This window comes from Streptomyces sp. NBC_01320, assembly GCF_035974375.1.
Classification (GTDB): Bacteria; Actinomycetota; Actinomycetes; order Streptomycetales; family Streptomycetaceae; genus Streptomyces; species Streptomyces yanii.
Genome location: NZ_CP108390.1, coordinates 3,358,309 through 3,379,895 on the forward strand (window position 1 = coordinate 3,358,309; position 21,587 = coordinate 3,379,895).

General features: G+C 66.3%; 13 protein-coding genes and 2 pseudogenes. 7 read left to right on the plus strand and 8 right to left on the minus strand.

Annotation, left to right across the window (positions count from 1 at the left end):
* The first annotated feature begins 568 nt into the window (after positions 1–568).
* From OG395_RS15430 to OG395_RS15440, 3 genes are all read left to right on the plus strand, one after another.
* Complete coding sequence (locus tag OG395_RS15430) at positions 569–8,203, plus strand: golvesin C-terminal-like domain-containing protein (RefSeq protein WP_327249350.1); 7,635 nt, start codon at positions 569–571, stop codon at positions 8,201–8,203.
* A gap of 69 nt (positions 8,204–8,272) precedes the next feature.
* Positions 8,273–8,779: a hypothetical protein gene (locus OG395_RS15435; protein WP_327243455.1), complete on the plus strand. Its 507-nt coding sequence runs from the start codon at positions 8,273–8,275 to the stop codon at positions 8,777–8,779.
* Between the two features lie 169 nt (positions 8,780–8,948).
* Complete coding sequence (locus OG395_RS15440; RefSeq protein ID WP_327243456.1) at positions 8,949–9,659, plus strand: hypothetical protein; 711 nt, start codon at positions 8,949–8,951, stop codon at positions 9,657–9,659.
* A gap of 269 nt (positions 9,660–9,928) precedes the next feature.
* Here OG395_RS15440 and OG395_RS15445 read toward each other — a convergent pair whose 3' ends face one another.
* From OG395_RS15445 to OG395_RS15455, 3 genes and pseudogenes are all read right to left on the minus strand, one after another.
* Positions 9,929–10,948, minus strand: a complete 1,020-nt coding sequence (locus OG395_RS15445) for a hemolysin family protein (protein WP_327243457.1) — start codon at positions 10,946–10,948, stop codon at positions 9,929–9,931.
* The gene (locus OG395_RS15450; protein WP_327243458.1) at positions 10,945–12,285 is read right to left on the minus strand and encodes a hemolysin family protein; all 1,341 of its coding nucleotides are present in this window, start codon (positions 12,283–12,285) and stop codon (positions 10,945–10,947) included. The genes OG395_RS15445 and OG395_RS15450 overlap by 4 nt, the downstream gene beginning before the upstream one ends.
* Positions 12,286–12,586: 301 nt before the next feature.
* Positions 12,587–12,673 (minus strand): annotated as a pseudogene (locus OG395_RS15455) (chemical-damaging agent resistance protein C); the annotation flags it as partial.
* A gap of 157 nt (positions 12,674–12,830) precedes the next feature.
* Here OG395_RS15455 and OG395_RS15460 point away from each other — a divergent pair.
* Complete coding sequence (locus tag OG395_RS15460; RefSeq protein ID WP_327249351.1) at positions 12,831–13,265, plus strand: sec-independent translocase; 435 nt, start codon at positions 12,831–12,833, stop codon at positions 13,263–13,265.
* Positions 13,266–13,357: 92 nt separating this feature from the next.
* The gene (locus OG395_RS15465) at positions 13,358–13,588 is read left to right on the plus strand and encodes a hypothetical protein (protein ID WP_327243459.1); all 231 of its coding nucleotides are present in this window, start codon (positions 13,358–13,360) and stop codon (positions 13,586–13,588) included.
* Positions 13,589–13,609: 21 nt separating this feature from the next.
* Here the strand turns inward: OG395_RS15465 and tatA are convergent, their stop codons facing one another.
* A complete protein-coding gene (tatA, locus tag OG395_RS15470; RefSeq protein ID WP_327243460.1) occupies positions 13,610–13,891 on the minus strand; it encodes a Sec-independent protein translocase subunit TatA in 282 nt (93 codons plus the stop codon).
* Positions 13,892–14,038: 147 nt separating this feature from the next.
* On the opposite strand from tatA, the pseudogene OG395_RS15475 reads away from it, so the two are divergent.
* Positions 14,039–15,563: pseudogene (locus OG395_RS15475) on the plus strand (LCP family protein).
* Positions 15,564–15,762: 199 nt separating this feature from the next.
* On the opposite strand, the gene OG395_RS15480 reads toward OG395_RS15475, so the two are convergent.
* The 4 genes from OG395_RS15480 to OG395_RS58355 form a co-directional block, all read right to left on the minus strand.
* The gene (locus tag OG395_RS15480) at positions 15,763–16,347 is read right to left on the minus strand and encodes a TerD family protein (protein WP_327243461.1); all 585 of its coding nucleotides are present in this window, start codon (positions 16,345–16,347) and stop codon (positions 15,763–15,765) included.
* A gap of 365 nt (positions 16,348–16,712) precedes the next feature.
* Positions 16,713–19,310 carry a magnesium-translocating P-type ATPase gene (gene mgtA / locus OG395_RS15485; RefSeq protein WP_327243462.1) on the minus strand — a complete coding sequence of 866 codons (2,598 nt, stop codon included), beginning with the start codon at positions 19,308–19,310 and terminating at the stop codon, positions 16,713–16,715.
* 31 nt (positions 19,311–19,341) lie between these two features.
* Entirely contained in the window at positions 19,342–19,704 is a 363-nt protein-coding gene (locus OG395_RS15490) for an ArsR/SmtB family transcription factor (protein ID WP_327243463.1), read from the minus strand.
* 160 nt (positions 19,705–19,864) lie between these two features.
* Positions 19,865–20,968, minus strand: a complete 1,104-nt coding sequence (locus OG395_RS58355; RefSeq protein ID WP_442818563.1) for a TerD family protein — start codon at positions 20,966–20,968, stop codon at positions 19,865–19,867.
* A 249-nt stretch (positions 20,969–21,217) separates the two neighbouring features.
* On the opposite strand from OG395_RS58355, the gene OG395_RS15500 reads away from it, so the two are divergent.
* Positions 21,218–21,484, plus strand: coding sequence for a GlsB/YeaQ/YmgE family stress response membrane protein (locus OG395_RS15500; RefSeq protein WP_327243464.1), 267 nt, complete (start codon positions 21,218–21,220; stop codon positions 21,482–21,484).
* Positions 21,485–21,587: the final 103 nt, after the last annotated feature.

Sequence of the window (21,587 nt, forward strand, 5' to 3'; positions counted from 1 at the left end):
CACCAGCAACAGGGGACGGAGTTGGTTCGGTTCGGATGCCGGGAAGCTGCTGCGCTTCAAGTCCCCCGACGGCCGTTCGGTCACGATGGGCCTCGACGGCGCGAAGGGCGACCTGAAGCCGCAGGCCAAGGGCGAGAGCGTCACGTACAAGGACGCGGTTTCCGGGGCCGACCTGGAGTACAAGGTCGGCCGTGGTCAGGTGAAGGAGAACATCGTTCTGGACCGGGCCCCGGCGGGCCCGGTCTCGTACGCCTTCACCCTCGACACCGACGGGCTGACCCCGAAGGCCCGCAAGGACGGCTCGGTCGCCCTGTACGGTGAGCTGCCGAACACTCCGGTGATGGTGATCCCGGCGCCGTACATGACGGATGCCAAGAAGGATCCGCTCTCGCCGACCGGTGGCACGTACTCCACTCGCGTCAGCCAGAAACTGGTCCGTGACGGCAGGCAGTGGAAGCTGACGGTCACCCCGGACGTCCAGTGGCTTGCTGCCAAGGACCGTCAGTACCCGGTGGTGATCGATCCGACGATCACCATCGCGCCGGACGCGGCGGCCTCGCAGGACGCCATGGTCCTGTCCGACCAGCCCGCGGTGAACTTCAACAACACCTGGAAGCTGGCCGCGGGCAAGACCGACACGGGCATTGCCCGGTCGCTGGTCAAGTTCCCGCTGACCGAGATCCCTTCAGGCACGAAGATCGACTATGCGCGCCTGAACATGTACTTCGACCAGGCGCACACCACCAATGCCAACGATGTCACCATCGAGGCGCACCGGGCGACCGGCGCCTGGGACGAGACGACGGCGACGTGGAACAACACCAGCGCGCTGGTCGGCGAGCTGTCGGGCACCACTGTGCAGATCGACGATGGTGACACCGGCACGGCCGCGGTCGGCGAGTGGCCCAAGGGCACCACGACCGGTGGCGCCGCGACCAACGACGACTTCGCGTACAACAAGAACACCGCCACCGGTGAGACCTACACCTGGCAGCCGCAGGTCGCCGAGACAGCCTCGTACCGCGTGGAGGCGCACTACCCGGCGGCTTCGGACGCGGCCACCGCGGCCCCGTACACCGTCACCCACCGGGACGGCACCAACAACTACACGCTCAACCAGACCGGCACGGGCGGCACCTGGAAGGCGCTGGACACCACCCAGCTGTACTTCGCCAAGGGCAACACCGGCAAGATCGTCCTCGGTGACACGGGCAGCTCCACGACCCGTACCCTCGCCGACTCCATCCGGCTGGTGAACCCGGCCTCGATCGTGAAGGACAAGGGCGAGTACAACCAGTGGCACGACTTCGCGGTCACCGACACCGTCCAGAAGTGGGTGTCGGGCACCGCGACGAACTACGGCTTCGTCCTGCAGGCCAAGGACGACACGCTGGCCGCGACGCCGACCGGCGGTCCGCGCTACGAGGCCGGTGACGGCGCGTACGGCGGTGAGACCTCGACCATCCCGAAGCTCACGGTGACGTACGGCAAGGTGGGCACCTCGCTCAACTCGCCGACCGTGGTGCACTCCACGGGCCCCGAGCTGTCCTGGCCGAAGTACACCAACACCACCGGTGACCCGAACCTGGACCCGGTCGAGTACCAGCTGCACCGCTCCACGCAGCAGGTCTTCACCCCGTCGGCGGCGACCCTGATCGCGCCGATCGACAAGGCCGCGACCACGTACACGGACACCACCGCGGTGCCGACCCCCGACTCCTCCTCATCGGAGATCGGCAAGTCGTACTACTACCAGGTCGCGGTGAAGACGAAGGACGGCCAGCTCCTCGGCTCGCCGACCCGCGTGGTCGGCATCCCCAAGGCCGGCCGCACCATGAAGATCATCCAGGGCAGCCAGGGCGGCGTCACCGACACCACCCTCTCCTCGCAGCAGCCGACCACGAACCAGGACACCATCCAGTCCTTCGCCGTCGGCCAGAAGTGGCTGAGTGTCGGCAACAACTCGACGACCTACGGCAAGACCCGCGCCGTCCTCAAGTTCCCCGCCACGTCCATCCCCTCCACCGCTACGGTGCTGGAGAACAAGATGTACATGTGGGGCGCCGAAACGACCACCGGTACCGACGGTGCGATCTACGAACTCCACGGTCTGACCAAGGACTTCGACGAGACCACGGCCACCTGGAACAACCTCAATGCCACCACCGCGTGGACCGCGGCGGGCGGCGACATGTCCGCCACCGTCTCGGACACCGTCGGCACGGTCAGCGAGGTCGGCCGCCACTGGTGGGACGCGACGAGCCTGATGCAGTCGTGGGTGAAGACCCCGACGGCGAACAAGGGCGTCGCGGTCAAGCTGAAGGACGAGACGACCACCGGCCCCCAGGAGCGCACCCTGTTCCTGAACGCCGAGGCCGCCGACCCGCAGCTGCGCCCGTACATGCAGGTCATCTACGTCGACTCGACGACCGAGGACACCTACTACGCGCCGCAGACGCCGGCACGGATGACACCGAACTCCACGTACACGGTGGACTTCACGGTCACCAACACCACGGCCGCGGCCTGGGCGGCGGGTGAGCGTGAGCTCTCCTACACCTGGAAGCTGCCCGACGGCACGGACATGACGACCGGCGGCAACCAGCTCAAGACCGCCATTCCGGCGCTGCTGCCGGGCAAGTCCGCCACCATCCAGGCCAAGGTCAACACGCCGATCAACTCGGACAACGGGTCCAAGCGCACGGACTACGTGCTCGGCTGGGACGTCCGGAAGATTGCGGACGGATCCTGGCTGTCGGCCGGCACCGGCGGCATTCCGACGCTGAAGCAGAGCGTGGCGGTGGAGGACCCGACCTCGAACGATCTGGGTCTGGAGAAGTTCTACTCCTACAACGGCAAGAACACCGGCGCCGGCTCGACACTGATGAACAATCTGTCCTCGGGCAACAGCGTCTGGTCCTATGACGCGTTCTCCAACCCGGGCCGGGGCCTGAGCACCTTCGCGCGCTTCGCGTACAACTCGCTCGACACCTCGGACACAGTGCTGGGTGCGGGCTGGTCGGGTCAGGCCGCCGGCCCGATCCGGATGGGTGCGCCGCTGGACTTCCACCCCAACCCCAACCCGACCGAGATCAAGCTCCCGGACGGCGACGGCACCACGCACATCTTCACCAAGCAGGGCGACGGCACCTGGAAGGCCCCGGCAGGCGTGCACTTCAAGCTGGCCCCGAAGGCCGGTCTTGACTGCACCCCGCTCAAGGACCCGATCCCGGACGCCTGGACCATGACCCGTCCGGAGGGCACTCGCTTCCTGTTCGGTTGCGACGGCTATCTGACCTCGACGATCGACAAGAACGGCAACACGCAGTCGTTCACGTACGAAGAACGCAAGTCCAACAACAAGCCGACCAAGTTCCTCAAGTACGTTACCGACCCGGCGGGCCGGCGGACGCTGACCGTCGACTACTTCGACAAGAGTGAGAACAACAACCCGAAGATCATCGACCATGTGCAGTCGATGACCGACATCTCGGGCCGCACGCTCACGTTCGAGTACTCGGACAAGGGTCTGCTGACCAAGCTGACCGACGGCGCGAACTCCTCCCAGCCGAAGGTTTTCGTCTTCGAGTACGACGCCACACAGGGCAACAAGAACGTCAAACTGGTCAAGGTCACCGACCCGCGCGGCAACGCCACGACCATGGCGTACAACGAGCCCAAGGCCGGCGACGACCCGAAGTACCACTGGTGGACCAAGACGATCACCGACCGTCTGAACGGCGCGACCGGCTTCACCTACGCCGCCGACGCCACCAACAGCAAGTTCACCGACGCCAAGGTCACCGACGCCGAGACGCACACCACCACCTATGTGGCGGACGACTTCGGCCGGCCGGTCCAGACGACCAACGCCAAGTCCCAGACCACCCGGATGAGCTGGGACGCGGACAACAACGTCACCTATCTCGAAGAGGCCAACGGCGCCAAGACCGCGTACTGCTACGACCAGAAGACCGGCTACCCGCTGTGGCAGCGCGACGCGGAGCGCAACAAGGTCGGGGTTCCGCCCCAGTCGGACTGCGCGCCGGGCACCTACCCGGCCGACAGCCAGAAGTTCGAGTACCAGACCCGGCTCGACGGCTACTCGGCCGACCTGTTCACCAAGACCTCCCCGGAGGGCCGCAAGTGGCAGTTCGGCTATGACAGCTACGGCAACCTGAAGTCGGTCACCGACCCCAAGGGTGTCGCCACCACCGGCACAGCGGGTGACTACACCACCTCGTACGAGTACGACTCCTACGGTCAGCAGACCAAGGCGACCGACGCCAACGGCAACCCGACGGCCAACAGCAACTTCGGTCCGACCGGCTACCCGGCGACGATCACGGATGCGCTGGGCAAGTCCTCGGCCTTCGTCTACGACGAGCGCGGCCAGGTCACCCAGGTGACCGACGCTCTGGGGAAGAAGACCACGCAGACGTACGACATCTTCGGCCGTCCGCTGGTCAGCACCGTGCCGAAGGACCAGGCCGCGGGTGTTCTGATCACCACGCCGGCTCCTGTCTATGACGCCAACGACAACGTCACCGTGTCGACGGCGCCCAACGGCGCGATCTCCACGGCGGTGTACGACCCCGCCGACCAGGTCAAGGAGGCCACGGCCCCGAAGGACAGCTCCACGTCGAGTGAGCGGAAGACGACCTACGGGTACGACAAGGCCGGTCATCTCCTCACCACGACGGAGCCCAACGGCTCGCTGACCACGTCGGTCGCGAGCGACTATGTGACCACCAACAACTACGACGAGATCTACCAGCTCGCGTCGGTGGTCAACGCCGACGGCGACAAGATCTCGTACGCGTACGACAACGTCGGCAACCTGATCAAGGTGGTGGACCCGAAGAAGACCGCCACCGCGGACCCCGACGACTACACCACCAAGACCGACTTCGACCTGAACCACCGGGCCACCGCGTCCACGGACGCGGCGGGCAAGACCAGCAAGCGTTCCTATGACAAGGACTCACTGGTCGTCTCCTCGACGGACGCGGAGAACAACACCACGCTCATCACCTATGACGAGCGGGGCAAGCAGACCGAGGTCAAGGTTCCTTACTCGGGCACCACGACGCGGTCGACGAAATTCGAGTACGACCAGGCCGGCAACACCACCAAGGTGATCAGCCCGCGCGGTGCCGGCACGGCAGCCACGGACGACTTCGTCTCGGAGACCACGTATGACGTGCTGAACCGTCCGAAGCGCCAGGTCCAGCCGTACGACCCGGTGGACTCCCGCTACAACAAGAAGGTCTGGACGGAGACGTACTACGACGAGGTGGGACGGGTCTCCAAGTCCTCCCTGCCGCCGTCGGAGGGCCAGACGGTCCGCAACGACACCGACTACACCTACTTCGACAACGGCTGGGCGAAGTCGGCCACGGACCCGTGGGACATCAGGGCCACGTACGACTACAACGATCTGGGCAGGCAGACCGCCCGCACGCTGACGTCGGCCGGGGGGTCCTCGGACCGCACCATGAGCTGGTCGTACTACCCGGACGGCAAGCTGAAGTCGAAGTCGGACGACGGCGTTCCGGTCGGTAGGTCGGTGGTCCTGGTGGACAACTCCGACACCCAGAACACATCCTCGACCGGCACCTGGTCGGCGGGCGACGTTACCGGGCAGCAGGGCTACGACCACCGCACGCATGCGGCCGGTGCGGGCACCGACGCCTTCGCGTGGACGCTGAACGTCCCCAAGGACGGCACGTACACCGCGTATGTGAAGTACCCGAAGGTGATCGGCGCCGCCACGACGGCCAAGTACACCCTCACGCACGGGACGACGACCGAGCCTTCGGTGACGAAGGACCAGAACGCCGCCACCAGCACCTGGGTGTCGCTCGGCTCCTACAGCCTCAAGCAGGGCGAGGACGCCAAGCTGAAGCTGGACCAGAACAGCGGCGGTGTGGCGGTCGCGGACGGCGTCAAGCTGGTCCGGGACACCACCGGCGAGACGGACAACGAGAAGAAGTCCTTCGCCTACGCCTACGACGCCAACGGCAACCTGACCTCGATCGACGACACCTCATCCGGCACGAAGATCGACGCGTACACGATCGCCTACACGGGCCTCAACCAGGTCCTGAAGGTCACCGAGGCACTGGCCGGCCAGGAGAAGAAGGCCACGTCGTACGCGTACGACGCCAATGGCCAGGCGGACACCGTCACGCACCCCGACCAGTATTCCAAGTACACCTACGACCTGCGCGAACTGGTCGAGACGGTGTCGGTCGGCAAGTCGGCCACGGACGCCTCACCGAAGGTCACCTCCTACACGTACACCGACCGCGGTCAGAAGCTGAAGGAGACCAAGGCCAACAGCAACACCGTCGACTACGCCTACTACCTCAACGGCCTGCCGAAGACCGAGACCGAGAAGAAGTCGAACGGGACTCTGGTCAGCGACCACACCTACGCCTTCGACGCCAACGGCAACAAGGCGCAGGACGTCGCGAAGAAGATGAACGCCGACGACCACTCGGCGTACCTCACCACGACCACCGACTACAGCTACGACCCGGCCGACCGGCTGGCGAAGTCGGTGAAGACGGGTACCGGAGCAGGCACCGAGACGTACGTCCACGACGACAACGCGAACGTCGTCTCGCAGACGGTCAACGGCACGACGAGCTCGTACACCTACGACCGCAACCGGCTGCTCTCCTCGGTCACATCGGGCACGACGTTCTCGTACAACTACGACCCGTTCGGCCGTCAGGAGTCCGTCTCCGGCGGCGGCAAGGTCATCGAGCGGAGTGTGTACGACGGCTTCGACCATGTCGTCGACGCTCAGAAGATGGACGACACGGGCGCGTTGAAGTCCACGAAGTACACGTTCGACCCGCTGGACCGCACCGCATCGAAGACCGCGGACGGCAAGACCACCGACTTCACCTACCTCGGCCTGTCGGGCGAGGTCCTGAACGAAGAGGTCGCGGGCAAGCTCACCACGTCCTACCAGTACAGCCCGTGGGGAGAGCGCCTGTCGCAGGTCAAGCACAACACGGACGGTACGACGGAGGACGGCTACTACGGCTACAACGGCCATTCCGACGTCGAGACCCTGACCACGAAGGACGGAGACACCAAGGCTACGTACGGCTACACCGCCTACGGATCCGACGACAAGGACGAGTTCACCGGCATCGACAAGCCGGATGCGGCCGACCCCACGAAGGAGGCTTACAACGCCTATCGCTTCAACGCGAAGCGCTGGGACGCAGCCTCGGGCACGTACGACATGGGTTTCCGCGACTACAACCCGGGCCTCAACCGCTTCACCACCCGGGACATGTACAACGGCGCTCTGTCGGACATGGAGCTCGGTTCCGATCCGTACACCAGCAACAGGTATGCGTTCAGCGGTGGCAACCCCACCAGCTTCATCGAGCTGGACGGGCACGCGCCGTGCGTCGACGGAATCAAGGACGTCTGTGGCATGCCGGCAGGTAGCTCCTGCTTCATATGCCTCACCAACCCGAACCCGGGCAAGACGGCGCCGCGTGCGCGAAAGCCCGTCGTGGCGAACAAGGATCTCGACGGAGCGCTGAATCAGCTCTACGCGAGGGACTTCGTCAAGGACGGCGACCTCATGGGTGACGGAAAGACCACCACGGCGCTGCTGGACGAATACAACTCGGGCAAGCCGGTGGGTGAATTCCACGTCAAGAAGGCATCCAATGCCATGGCGGGCCTGGCGAAGATCCTGGAGAACGACCGGAGGGGTCGGGCCGGGGACAAGAAGCTGAAGAATGCAATTCTGTCCGAAGCGGACCTGGAAATCGCTCAGCGCGAGTCAAAGGAGCTCTGGAGTGCTCTCAATTCCAACGATGTGACCGGGGCAGTTACCCGACACGTCCAAGGAAATGCAGAGATCCTCAAGGAGATCAACACCAACAGGGAGTCGATTCTTGGCACGAAGGCCCTGGAAGATCTCACCGGTCAGAAGTTCGCCGATCTTCATCCGCTGGCAAAGCAGGCGCCGGTGGGAGACGCCCCGAGATTGCGCGGTGGCTTCAAGGCGTTCGGTGTGGTCGGCGGAGTGCTGAGTGTGGCGCAGGCGCCCAGCTACATCGAGCAATACGGTGTGGTCGACGGCCTGACCGAGATGTTCGTGGATTCCATCGATCCATTTGGTTTCCACCACATGTTCGATCCGCCGCCGCCTGTCACGGCCTAGTCGCATAGCGAAAATTGGGCGGGAGCCTGTCCGGCGCAGCCGGGCGGACTCCCGCCCTTCGACACGTTAATGACCGTCGCGGTGAATGCTATTATCTGCCACGACTTCCCCTTCTCGACAGGTGGTTACATGCAAGCCATCCGGCTGGACTCCGTCGTTTCTGCTTACATGCAGCAGGTTCCGCGATCCCGTGACGTGCTCGACGAAATCAGAACGAGTGACCCCGAACTCGTTGATGAATGGGAAGCGGGACGAATTCCCGACTTGCTGGAGTTTCTACTGACGGCCTTCAGCAGGCCGATCCTCCTACCTCTGTTGCGGAGCGGAGAGCCCTCTTTTGGTGATATCGATGCCTGCTTCGGCTACATTGAGGGGCTGTCATCGAACGAAAGCGATCATTTTCGAGAGTCGATGCTCTTCGGTGTCTTCGAACAATTCCTGGAGGGGCGGGATATTGTATTGCGCGCCTATCGGTACAGTCTTCCGGTGACTCGATCCAGGATCGTAGGAATGCTGAGCGCCTACCCTGAAACATACAATGAAATTCGCCCCGACCTGGAGGCGCTCGACGGATGAGGCAGGTCGGCTTCACGGTCGGGCGGGTGCGTACGGTCGCGCCCACACTCCACGTGATGCGTCATGGACGACACGTCCGTACCGCGAGCCCCGCCTGATCGGAAGGGCAGCGGCTTCTCCGCTGACCAATCACGTTGACCAGCTCGGGCGAGACAGAGATCGTAAACGCATGACGGACAGCACGTGGCTCAACCGCCGCAATCACCAGCTCATTCCCGGCAAGGAGGTCTTTCGGAGCGAGCGCAGGTTCCACCTCTTGGCCTACTCGAATAGCCACGGCCGTCTCCTGATGCGGAGCATCGGCCAGCCCGACACTCCTGGCGAACCCGAGACAACGATTGACCTGCTGTTCAAGCCCGCCATCGTAGTGAAGATCCGTGATGACTATCGCGGCTTGGCGATCAGGTGTGCGACCGCGGCCGAGAGTGCGCAGGTCAAAGCCGACTACACCAGCGTTTCCTTTGGCGAAGAGGATCACGTCTTCGTTCTGGAGAGCCAGGGCGAGTCCGACTACGTGGTCGCCATGGCCGTCGGCTGGACGGAGGGGATACTCGATCTCACGCGCCAAAGCTTCTTCAACGATTTCCACCCCGCCTCGGCGATCTGGCCCTACCAACCTCTCGACGGGCCCGACGCCGGCCTCAACATTGCCTCGGCTCAGGAACTCATCGACGCACTGTTGGCTGAAGAGAACGCCACGATACGTCGGGAGCTTCACCGCTACGTCTACGTTGTCATGATGCGGGTCATCCGCTCCGACGGGCCCGACGTCAAGGGAGCGGGCGTCTTCCTGACCAGAGCCGAAGCGGAAGAGGCTCAAGCCGTGATCACTGCGAAGTCAGTCGAATGCTGGATCGCGGAGCTCCCGATCGCAGTCTGATCAGGAACCACTCACCGTCCAACTGCGCCACAGGGCCTCCTGCTCGCTCTGGCTTCAACAACCGTGAGCTACCAGGAGGCCCTCTCTTCATGCGCGCCCGGCCGCCAACTCACCTGATCCAGGACCCTGTTCGATCAAGAGCGACCGCCTGATCGGAAGGACAACGGCTTCTAAAGCACGCCCATACGGGCACCTGAACCGAACCAGACCTCGGAAGACTGGACACGAACGCCCCGGGTTGGCCGGGGCGCTCGACTGACGGGCCGCCGCTACGCCCCTTGCGGGTGGAGCAGTCGGGCCAGCAGGTCATCCAGGACGACCATGCCGGTGAGGTTGCCGGTGTCGTCGCGGACGACGGCGAGTGACGCCCGGCGCTGACGCAGCTGCTCGATGGCGTGACCGACGGTGTCCTGTTCGGTCAGCTCTGGTACGGGGCGGGCCAGTTCGCGGGCCGTGACCAACCGTCCTCGGGTACGGGCGATGAGTGCATCGCGCGCGTGCACAGACCCGATGACGAGGGCGCCGTCGCGGACCAGCAGTCGGTTGCGGTCATGCTTGGACGCCGTGGCGAGGATGGCGTCCACGTCGGCTTCCGCGGGCACCGAGGTGATCTGCGCGGCAGGCACCTGAAGGTCACCGACCGGGTTGTGCGGCTCGGTGAGCGAGCTTGTGAGCAGGTCCGAATCGGCCTCGCTGATCAGGCCGAGCCGTTCGGACTCCTCGACCAGCTGGGTGAGCTGTTCGCGATTGTGGACCGAGGCCAGCTCGTCACGCGGGGTGACCTTGCAGAGCCGGACCAGGCTGTTGCTCATCCTGTTCAGCAGCCAGATGAGCGGGCGTACGGCCTTCACCAGCGCCCGGAAGGATGGGGCGAGCAGCATCGCCGAGCGCTCGGGGTGGGCGATGGCCCATGACTTCGGGGCCATCTCGCCCACCACCATGTGCAGGAACACCACGACGACCATGGCGACGGCGAATGAGATGCCATAGCTGAGGCCGCTGGGCAGGTCCAGCGTGTGCAGCAGCGGGTCGAGTTCGTGCGAGATGGCGGGCTTGGACACCGAGCCCAGGCCCAGGGTGCACACGGTGATGCCGAGCTGGGCGCCGGCGAGCATCAGGGACAGCTCGCGCATCCCGGCGAGCGCGGCCTTGGCGCCGCGCTGTCCTTCGGCTGCGGCCTGCTCCATCCGGTGCCGTTTGGCGGCCACCAGGGCGAACTCGGCGGCCACGAAGAAACCACTGCCGATGAGCAGCAGCACGGTGACGAAGAGTGCCATCGGGAAACTCACGCCTGCTCCTTCTCACGCGACGCGCTGGTAAGGGCTTGCACTTCCAGGCGGACCCGCTCGGGGACATGCCGGTCGAGCGTGCGCACGTCGATCACCACTCGTCTTCCGTCGGGCAGCTCAACGGTGAGGCAGTCTCCGATGGCGGGGAAACGGCCCAGCCGGTCGACGATCAGGCCGGCCACGGTGTCGTAGTCGTCCTCCTCGGGCAGCTCAATTCCGGTGGCCTCGGCAACCTCGTCGAGACGGCGCCCGGCGTCCACCAGCCAGCCCTCGCGGTCCGCGACGGCGAGTTCGGTGACGGTGTCGGACTCGTCGGCGATGTCCCCGACCAACTCCTCGGCGACGTCCTCATAGGTGACGATGCCTGCCACGCCGCCGTGCTCGTCCAGGACCACGGCGAACTCATCACCCTGTTCCCGCATCTGTCCGACCGCGTCCGGAAGGGGCAGGGTGTCGGGCAGCAGCAGAGGCTGCCGGGCGAGGGCACCGGCGGTCGTATCCGTCAGGCGGTCAGCGGGAAGTCGCGTCAGCTCACGCACGCCCAGCACGCCCGTGATGTCGTCGGGATGGTCACCGAGGACCGGATAGGTCGAGTGGCCGTGCTGGGCGATGAGGTCGACCACCTCGGCTGCGGACGCGTCTTTGCGGACGAAGACGGCGTCCGCGCGCGGCACCATCACCTTGTTCAGCGTCCGCTCGGAGAACTCCAGCGCGTGGTCCAGGAGTACAGCAGTGCCCCTGGGCAGCTCGCCCTGCTTGTGCGACTCACCGATCAGATGCCCCAGCTCCTCCAGGGTCGCGCCATGGTGCAGCTCCTCAACCGGCTCGATACCCACCTTGCGCACCAGCCGGTTCGCCGCGCCGTCGAAGATCCTCACGACGGGCCCGACGACCTTCAGGTACGCGAGGGTGGAGGTGGCCAGCGCCTTCGCCAACCGTTCAGGCACGGCAATCGCGAGGTTCTTCGGGGCCAGCTCTCCGAGCACCATCTGCACGACCGTGGCCAGCACGAAGGCGAGCGCCACAGAGATGCCGACAACCGCGCCGTCGGGGATACCGATACCGGACAGCGCGGGATTGAGTAGCGCGGAGACGGACGGCTCGGCGATGAACCCGACCACGAGACCGGTTACCGTGATACCGAGCTGGGCGCCGGACAGCATGAAGGACAGTCGTTCCAGCACTTGCAGGGCGCGGGCGGCCCGACGATCCCCTGCCTCGGCCTCGCGCGCAAGGGCGAGACGGTCAGCGGAGACGTAGGCGAACTCCTGGGCGACGAAGTAGCCGGTGCCGGCGGTCAGGACGAAGACGGCCAGCAGGCCGAGTGCGGCACTCATCGAACACCACCACACCGCGTGCCGTCATCGGGAAACTGGCGGGATGGTCGGGGACTGTGCCCCGAAGGGTCCGTCAATCTGGCGGACAACGTCGGTACTCCTCTGATAGCAGTGGAACTGGAGAAACGATTCCGGCAATGTCCGTGGTTCCCGAGGTCACGGCGGAGTGCCGGTCCGGGCCCACCCATCAGCGTGCAGCCGGGCCCTGACCGTCGGCCAGGCGGGTCCTGCCGGAAGGCCCACTCTGTCCTCGGCTCCATCGTGCACCGGAAGATCCGCAGTCCCGGCGGGGTGCGCAGCTCCAGCCCAGCCCCACCGACGTCGCCGTCAGGCCCGGCGCCTCGTTGCTCGGCGGCGCGTTGCCGGCCTTGGGCAGGGAAACTCCCACAAATCATCCTCCCGGCCCTGGGCTGTCTGCACGGTTGCTGAGTCTCAACACGGAGCCTACCGACACAGTCCCCATGCTTGCGCAACATCTAAAGTATCGGTGCCGGGATTGCCCCGGCGGCGACCGGTCGTATGCCCGCGAAGGCGAGAGGTGTCGAATGTTCTCCGATGTGGGTCCCCTGGAACTGGTGACACTGGGGGTTCTCGCCGTCCTCCTATTCGGGCCGGACAGACTGCCTGAGGTCATCCAGAACGTGACGGCGTTCATCCGGAAGTTCCGCGAGTTCTCCGAGAACGCGAAGCAGGAGATCCGCTCCGAACTGGGCCCGGAGTTCGATGACTTCGATTTCGAAGACCTGCATCCGAAGACATTCGTACGCAAGCACGTACTCGACGGCGACGACCTCGGGCTCGCTGAGATCCGCAACGCTTTCGACGCGAGGGAGGAACTGGCAGGGGTCGCCGGCGCGGTCCGCTCGGCGGGAGAGGCCCCTCCGGAACGTGCGGCCGCACCGGCGCGGGTGAACCTCGCGAAGGGGGCCGTAGCGGAATCAGCGGCCCGAGCACCGTTCGACTACCCCGACGCCACGTGATGCCGCGCTCCGCCGAGAGCTCACACGCGGCACGTACCGCCGTGACCCAACTCACTTCACTTCAAAGATTGCGCAATGCTTAAACTATCGCCATGGACACAGGAAACCCGGCGGGGTGGGAAGCGGCGGTACTTTTCGGGGGACCCGCGGACGGGCTGCGGATGCGGGTCACTGACCGGCCACCGACGATCCAGGTGACCTGCCCCTGCGAACTGGAGGACCCGCCGAACGGTGTGCGCGCGGAGGCGCTGCACATCTACCGTCGCGACTTCCGAGTGGAGAGTGAGCCGCTGCGGTACGGCTTCGACGGGGCCAGCCCCTGATGGGCGCGCGTCACGCACGGCTCAGCGGGCAGTGTCGCCCTCCGTGGCAGGACGGGCAGACGCGGCATCTCCCGGTGCCGCCCGGATGATGTGCGGCGCTTCCTGCGCCGAGGCGTCATCGGCAGGGGCCGCAAAGGTCTCCGCGGCGCCGTCCTGCTTCATGGCCTTGGCCTCACTCTTGAGGATGCGCATCGACTTGCCCAGGGACCGGGCGGCCTCCGGCAGTTTCTTCGAGCCGAACAGCACGATGACCACGATCGCGACGATCAGCAGGTGCCAGGGTTCCAGCCCATTGCGGAGCATCCCGCCCACCCCATTCTCTTCATCGGACAGAGGTGGGTACCGAACGCACCACACCAGCCGTCATGCTTGCTACATTGCGCAACTGTACAACTTTTCAGTGGGTTCAGACGTCCCCTTCGTATGAGGCAGACGGATGAGGGCGTACGCATGACAACCAGCCACCCGGCGGCTCCACCGCGGCGCAGGCGCACGGCGCATGCGCCGCAGCACGGCGGACATCACAACGTCGGCACAGGGCGGCGCCGTAGACGCAGTCGTCTGCGGATCACCCTCGTCATGGCGCTGTCCATACTCGTGCTCGGCACAGCCGGGCTCGGCTGGATCTTCCTCAAGCTGAACGGCAACATCGACACCTTCAGCGCGGATGGCATCTCCGGCGACCGTCCCAAAGCCGCGAAGGGCGAGAACGTCCTCGTCATCGGATCGGACGCGCGCACCGGCGGCAACAGCGCACTGGGCGGCGGCGACAAGGGCGACATCGGCCGCTCCGACACCGCCTTCCTGCTGCACGTCCACGCCGACCGCCAGCACGCCGTCGCCGTATCCATTCCGCGCGACACTCTGGTCACCATCCCGCCCTGCAAGCTGCCGGACGACTCCTGGACCAAGACGCGGACCAACACCATGTTCAATGCGGCCTACTCCGTGGGGCAGACAGCCAACGGCAGTCCCGCCTGCACCCAGAACACTGTCGAGAAACTCACCGGGCTGCGCGTGGACCACACAGTGGTCGTCGACTTCAAGGGCTTCGCCGCGCTGACGGACGTGGTCGGCGGTGTGAAGGTGTGCCTGCCACAGGACATCCATCAGAAGGACCTCAACCCCAACCGCAGCACCCGGGGAAGACTCCTCTTCAGCAAGGGGGAACAGACCGTCTCCGGCCAGAAGGCTCTGGACTACGTACGCATCCGGCACGGCATCGGCGACGGCTCCGACATAGGCCGTATCAAGCGCCAGCAGGCGTTCGTGGCCAGCCTGATCACGAAGGTGAAGAGCGACGGCCTCACTCCCACCAAGCTGCTGCCGCTCGCCGACGCCGCCACCAAGTCGATGACGGTCGACCCCGGTCTCGGCTCGGCCGACAAACTGATCTCCTTCGCGATGTCCCTGAAGGACATCGACCTGCACAACACGAAGTTCGTCACCATCCCCTGGCGATACGAGGGTGCACGCGTCGCGATCGTCCAGCCGGACACCGACGAACTCTGGGCCGCGTTGAAGGCCGACCGGACCATCGACGGCAGGGACGTCAGTGGCAGGAAGAGCGCGGCGACGGCCTCCGCCCCGCCGAGCGCCGACAAGCCCCCCTCCGGGGACGGCGTCGACGTCGCCGTCTACAACGGCACCACCACCAGAGGACTTGCCGCACGTGCCGCAGCCGCCCTGGCCGACCACGACTTCGCCGTCACCGGTACGGCGAACGCGAGCACCCAGGACCACGCTGACACCTTGATCGAGTACGGGCCGGGGCAGAAGACCCAGGCCCAGAGCGTCGCCAGGCTTCCCGGGCGCCCAATTGCAGTCGGCGTCCAGCACGGGCATCAGTGTGACCCTGGGCAGGTCCTACGCGGCCGAGCGCCCCGCGGCTGAGGCAACCGGGGTTCCCACCACCGTGGCCGACGACGCTCGCTCGGCCGATGACGACCTGTGCTCCAACCTGTCGTACGGGTAGGGGCGCCCGGCACGATCCGGACCGTGATCGCTTTCCGCAGGCCGTTCAGGGTGATGGTGTCCCCGGATCTGGGCATCGTGACCGAGTCCGGGCCGTCATCGTCGCCTACGAAACGGGGCTGGTCAGCATCGGCGAACACGAGACCACCCGGCGGTCCACCGAGCAGACGTAGACCTGGACCGGGGCGGGGCATCACATACTACTTGCTGACGGCGAAGCGCATCAGGGCGTGCTCGTTGCCTTGCTTGATCTTCCCCGTCGTATTGATCACTTCGAGCTTCCAGCTGTCGCCCACGCGCATGGCCTTGGCCACGGCACAACCGTTGTCCTGGGTGAGCAGGCTCGGCCAGATGTCGGCGACCTGCTGGGAGGTGCCCCCGGTCGCGTCGTACACCTTGAAGCTGATGTTGCGTGCCTTCTGGAAGGAACTGCCTTTCTTGTAGGCGGCGGCGACGAACACGATCGACGTGATGTGGGACGGGATCCGCGCGAACTCGACGGTCACCGTTTCGTCGTCCCCGTCCCCGTGCCCGGTCTGGTTGTCGCCGCTGTGCACCAGTGAGCCGTTGCCCATCGGGTCGAGGGAGTCGAGGCCGGCCAGGCGCACCGGGTCTCCGCCTTGCATCGCGATAGCAATCAGGTCGAGGTCGGTACCGGACTTGCGACGGAGTATCCCCATCACCCCGCCGCTGCTGCCAGCAGTGGGGTCCCAGGACACTCCGATGGACAGATGAGTCACTCCGTCCAGATCCGCCGGGCCGTCTTCCTTCTTGAGCGTAATCATGTGTGGATCATCCCTTTTGACGACGGGGCTGCGACACCTAGAGTGTGCCTGGGGGCTTCGGAGTTCTTCACACCGGTCCCCATGGCACAGGGGTTACCCTCCCGGCAGTGCAACATACGTTTGGCCGACTCTGGTCCCGTCGACGATCGTCAACGGGGCCTACGGGCGATGGCTGTCCCTGCCTTGGACCAGTTGGCATGGAGCCTGTCGAGGTAGGACTGGGCCTGGCTGCCGGGCAGCCACCGGCCCCGAGATTCCGCCATTGCCTCTCCTCCTTCACCCTTCAGTTCCTCGTCCTGAACGTAGCGGACGGGCGTGTCTTCGTGGCAGCGCGTTGATAGACGGCACCTTGCCCGAGGAGCTGCTCAGGATCGCTCGTAGCGTGCCCTGACCACCTTCAGCGCGGTTGCGTAGAGCGCGAGAACGGCAGCGAGCAACGGGTAATAGAGACCCGGCAGCGGTGCCATACCGAGCAGAGGCGCGAGCGGGGACAGCGGCAGAAGAAGTCCGGTAGCGGCGAGCACGGCCGCAGCCCGGCCGACCGGTCCCGACGTCCGGCCTTCGGCGCCGCGCCGGCCGAGGCGCAGAAGCAGCATCACCAGAGCCTGGGTGAGCAGGTTCTCGGTGAACCAGCCGGAGTGGAAAACCGCCTCGTCGCCTCCCGTCCCCGACCCGTGCAGGACCAGCGCGAGCGCGCCGAAAGTAGCCAGGTCAGCGACTGCGTTGAGCACGCCGAAGCCGGTGATGAAGCGCAGGAAGTCCCGCGGGCGTAGAACCGTGGGCCGCCGCAGCGCATTCCGTACGGGACGGTCATAGGCGTAGGCGAGCTGAGCGGCGTCGAAGCACAGGTTCTGCACCAGGACCTGCGCGGGGAGCATCGGCAGGAAGGGCAGGAGGAGGCCCGCGGCAAGCATCGCGACGACGTTGCCGAGGTTGGAGGAGAGCGTAGTACGCAGATACGTGGCGATGTTGCCGCTGGAGTACCGGCCTGCGGTGATGGCGTGGTCGATCGCGGTGAGGTCCTTGTCGGCCAGCACCACGTCCGCGCTTTCCCGGGTCACGTCCGCGGCGTCGCGCGGGCAGATGCCTACGTCGGCGGCGTGCAGCGCGGGCACATCGTTGATGCCGTCGCCGAGGAATCCGGTGGTGTGTCCGCCGGCGCGCAAGGCGGTGGTGATGCGGGCCTTGTGCTGCGGTGTGCAGCGGGCGAAGACGGTGGTACGGCGGGCGAGTTCGGTGAGTTCGGTGTCGGTGAGAGCGTCGATGTCGTCGGCGGTCCGTACGTCTCCGGGGGCGAGGCCCAAGTCGCGGCAGGCACGGGCCGCCGTACCGGGGTGGTCACCGGTGAGGACCTTGACGGTGACACCTTGGTCGGCGAATGCCTTGAGGGCATCGGCCGCAGTCGGTACGAGCGCGTCCCGCAGGGTGACGAAGCCCCGGAAGGTCAAGCCGCGTTCGTCCGCCGGGGTGTAGTCGCGGGTGCGGGCGGGTCGTTCGGCGGTGGCGACCGCCAGCACTCGCAGACCGCTGTCCGCCTGCTCGGCCGCGAGCGCGAGCAGACGCTCGCGCTCCCGGCCCTCCAGCACGCAGCGTTCCAGTACGGATTCGACCGCGCCCTTGACCACCAGGGTGTGGATGCCGAGGCACCCGGGGGTGCGTACGACGGCGGTCGTCAGTCGACGTACCGAGTCGAAGGGGAGGGCTGCTGTGCCGTCGTAGCGTTCCGCCGCGTCCACGTCGGCCGCCTCCAAGATCGCCTCGTCGAAGGCGTCCGGCGCGGGCAGGTCGGCGAGCTGAAGGGTCCACCAGGCGTTCACGGAGGCCCAGTGCAACACCTCGGACGTGTCCTTGCCCTCGGCGTCGAGAGCACGTTGCACAACCGGCCGGTCCAGGGTGAGTGTGCCGGTCTTGTCCAGACACAGCACATCGACGGCGCCGAGATCGTGCAGCGCGGGCAGCCGCTTCACGATCACCCCGTGAGAGCGGGCGAGAAGTGATGCGCCGCGGGCCAGGCAGGTGGTGACGATGACCGGCAGCATCTCCGGGGTCAGACCGACCGCCACCGCGACGGCGAACGGCAGGGTTTCCAGGCCCCGGTCGAACAGCGCCGCGTTGGCCATCAGCACGAGCGGCGGAGTGAGCAGCATGAACCGGATGAGGATCCAGGAGATGCCGTGCACGGACCGGTCGAAGGCGCTCGCCTCGCGGTGCCCGCGCTCCTCGTACCTGTCGGCCAGAGCGGTGCGCGCCCCGGTCGCCACGACGACTGCGGTGCCGCTTCCGGCGGCGACGCTGCTGCCCTGGAAGCACATCTGCGGCTGCTCGAAGATCCCGCCCGCGACCGGGGGCGGCGCGTCGACGGGGTACTTGGCGACCGGTGCCGACTCCCCGGTCAGCGCCGCCTGGTAGAGACTCAGCCCGCCGGCCCGCAGGAGCCGTACATCGGCCGGGACCAAGTCGCCCGGGCCGAGGCGGATCACATCTCCCGGCACCAGCTGGTCGACCGGGATCTCCCGGGCCACGGACGGTGCGTCCTCGTCGGCGCGCCGAAGCACGGTCGCCGTGGTCGCGACCAACGCCCGCAGCGTCGTCATCGCCCCCGCCGCCCGATGCTCACCGGACGAACGCAGCACGCAACTGACCACGACTAGCACCATGATCACGCCCGCGGTTCCCCAGGAGGCCACAAGCGCCGAAACCAGGGCAAGACACAGCAGCACGGCAGTAAACGGATCCCGCAGACTGCGCAGAAAACGCCCGAGCCAGGAACCCGGCCGCCGGTCGGGCAGGATGTTCTCGCCGAACCGGCTCAGACGCTCCTCAGCCTGCACTTCCATCAGCCCGCGCGGCCCGCTGTCCAGCCGCCGCAGCACCTCAAGCACGGTCGGCGCCGCCCGTTCGCGTACGACGTCGCCACCGACGGGGCCGTTACCCGGCGCCGACGCGACTGCGGGCCCGGACATCTCCGAGCCCGTTCCCGCAGTCGCGGAGTTCTCAGGCACCGGTTTCGCGCAGTCGGCCCGCCGGCGCCGACGCTCCTTCGGCACGTGCGGTCAACTGGCCGACCATCAGCCGGACCACGGTCACGATATCGGGATCGTCGACGTAGTAGACCTGGCGTCGGCCATCCCGGCGGGAGCGTACGAGACCGGCAAGTCTCAGTTTCGTCAGGTGCTGGCTGACCGAGGGCAGAGCCCCGCCCACCCGGACCGCGAGGTGGGTGACATCGCTCTCACTCTGCGCCAGCGCCCACATGATGTGCAGCCGCGCCGAAGAGGCCAGCAACCCGAACGCAGCGGCTGCCTCGTCCAGCACCCCGGCCGGCGGATCCTCGGAGCCACCAACGTCTGCCGCCACAACCCGCTCCCGTCCCGTCCTGGTCACCGTCCCGTGCCTTGGTCCAGTCTAGGTGTCCGACACCCGGCGTCCGTGCCCGTCCAGATCATCCAGCCAATGCCCGCGCATCCACCCGGCCATCCGACGAGGTGACCGGGCGGGCAGCGACAGGATCGGCCGGTCAGTCCTCGTAGTAGTTGTTCACGACCACTTCCGGCTCATCGTCGCTGAGCGCCTCGTTGAGCAGCGCACCTCCGACCAGACCGGCCGCACCGGCGCCAATGAGCGCACCCGTGCCGAATCTGCGGCCACCTTGCTGGTCTTGGTGGTCCGCGTGCTGGGACGGATAGCCCTGCTGCGGGTAACCCTGCGGCTGCTGCGGAAAGCCGGGCTGGGGATATCCGGGCTGGGGCGGGGTGTAGTACGGCGGAGGGGTGGTTTGCACCCGTTGGGCACAGCCGCCGCATACCTGGATCTGCCGAGGCACACCCCACTGCGGAGACCACGTCACGGGCGTCATGCCGGGACCATGGCCGGGATCGAAGAAGCAGGTCATGGGAGAACTCCCTGTCGGTTGTGGTGGTTCGGCGGCCATCGGTAGCTGCGGCACGATAACGGTCGGTGTCGGTACCGAAGGCGTGGTCGGTGCGAACGCATTGATACCTTCGCCGTCCGCCGAGGCCGGCGCCGCAGTTGTGGACTCCGGCCCCGGCGTCTCACGCAGGACGTCGACGCCGTAGTCGGTGGCGATGCCCGCGAGCCCGGAGACATAGCCCTGCCCTACCGCGCGGAACTTCCACTCCGCACCATGCCGGTACAACTCGCCGAAGACCATCGCGGTTTCCGTCGACAGGCTTCCGGCCACCAGGTCGTAGCGCGCAAGCTCGACCCCGCCCTCCTGGTCGGCCACGCGAATGTGGGCGCCGCGCACCTGCCCGAAGCTCTGGCCACGGGCCGCACCCTCGTAGATGGACACCGGAAAGACGATCTTCGCGACGTCGGCCGGAACCCTGGCGAGGTCGACATGGACCTGTTCGTCGTCCCCTCCAGCGCCGGTGCTTCCGCTTCCGGAATGCCGGACCGAGCCGTCCGGACTGCTCGGGTTGTTGAAGAAGACGAAGTGCTGGTCGGACAGAACCTTCCCTGCCTGGTCGCACAGCAACGCACTGGCGTCCAGATCGCAGCCGGCTACCACCCGCCATCCCAGCCCGACCGTCACGGCAGTCAGGCCAGGGGCCTGACTGCTCAATGAGACGTTGCCGCCCTTGGTCAGGGGCACACCCATGAACTTCCTCCGCAGTTGCTCCGGCGATCCGCGCTCGTCATGCTCAACGCGGCCCCGAGACGTTGAGTTCGACAGTTGCGCAATATTTTAAGTGAGTGTTCCCTTGCTGATCCCACACCCGGAGAACACGCAACCGCTGGTGCCTGACCTGCGTCCTCGGGGTATCTGTAGTTTGCGCAACCGAGCAACACACGACGGCCGGTCGAGCGGGAGACGATTCCGAACACGGCCCGGTAAGGAGACAACGACATGGGCATTATCAGCTGGATCATCCTCGGGCTCCTCGCGGGTGCGATCGCCAAAATCCTGCTTCCCGGCCGCGATCCGGGCGGCTTCATCGGTACGACGGTCATCGGCATCGCCGGCGCCTTCGTGGGCGGCTGGATCTCCGCCCAGTTCCTGGACCGCCCGGTGGAGAAGCAGTTCTTCGACCTGACCACCTGGGGCGCGGCTATCGGCGGCTCCCTCGTCCTGCTCATCGGATACCGCCTCCTGTTCGGCAACTCCCGGGACTGACCAGCTACTACTTCCCAGCTCCCGCCGGCCCGGCTACAGGTGTGCACGGATGGGGCCAGCAGGTCTTCGAACGTCCGGCCGGCGGCGAGCTCACCGATGGTCC

Bases quoted from the DNA above. Each gene is read 5' to 3' on its own strand.
- OG395_RS15430 (WP_327249350.1), top strand. From the start codon at position 569: ATGGTCCTGTCCGACCAGCCCGCGGTGAACTTCAACAACACCTGGAAG.
- OG395_RS15435 (WP_327243455.1), top strand. From the start codon at position 8,273: ATGACCGTCGCGGTGAATGCTATTATCTGCCACGACTTCCCCTTCTCG.
- OG395_RS15440 (WP_327243456.1), top strand. From the start codon at position 8,949: ATGACGGACAGCACGTGGCTCAACCGCCGCAATCACCAGCTCATTCCC.
- OG395_RS15450 (WP_327243458.1), bottom strand. From the start codon at position 12,285: ATGAGTGCCGCACTCGGCCTGCTGGCCGTCTTCGTCCTGACCGCCGGC.
- OG395_RS15460 (WP_327249351.1), top strand. From the start codon at position 12,831: ATGTTCTCCGATGTGGGTCCCCTGGAACTGGTGACACTGGGGGTTCTC.
- OG395_RS15465 (WP_327243459.1), top strand. From the start codon at position 13,358: ATGGACACAGGAAACCCGGCGGGGTGGGAAGCGGCGGTACTTTTCGGG.
- tatA (WP_327243460.1), bottom strand. From the start codon at position 13,891: ATGCTCCGCAATGGGCTGGAACCCTGGCACCTGCTGATCGTCGCGATC.
- OG395_RS15480 (WP_327243461.1), bottom strand. From the start codon at position 16,347: ATGATTACGCTCAAGAAGGAAGACGGCCCGGCGGATCTGGACGGAGTG.
- mgtA (WP_327243462.1), bottom strand. From the start codon at position 19,310: ATGTCCGGGCCCGCAGTCGCGTCGGCGCCGGGTAACGGCCCCGTCGGT.
- OG395_RS58355 (WP_442818563.1), bottom strand. From the start codon at position 20,968: ATGGGTGTGCCCCTGACCAAGGGCGGCAACGTCTCATTGAGCAGTCAG.
- OG395_RS15500 (WP_327243464.1), top strand. From the start codon at position 21,218: ATGGGCATTATCAGCTGGATCATCCTCGGGCTCCTCGCGGGTGCGATC.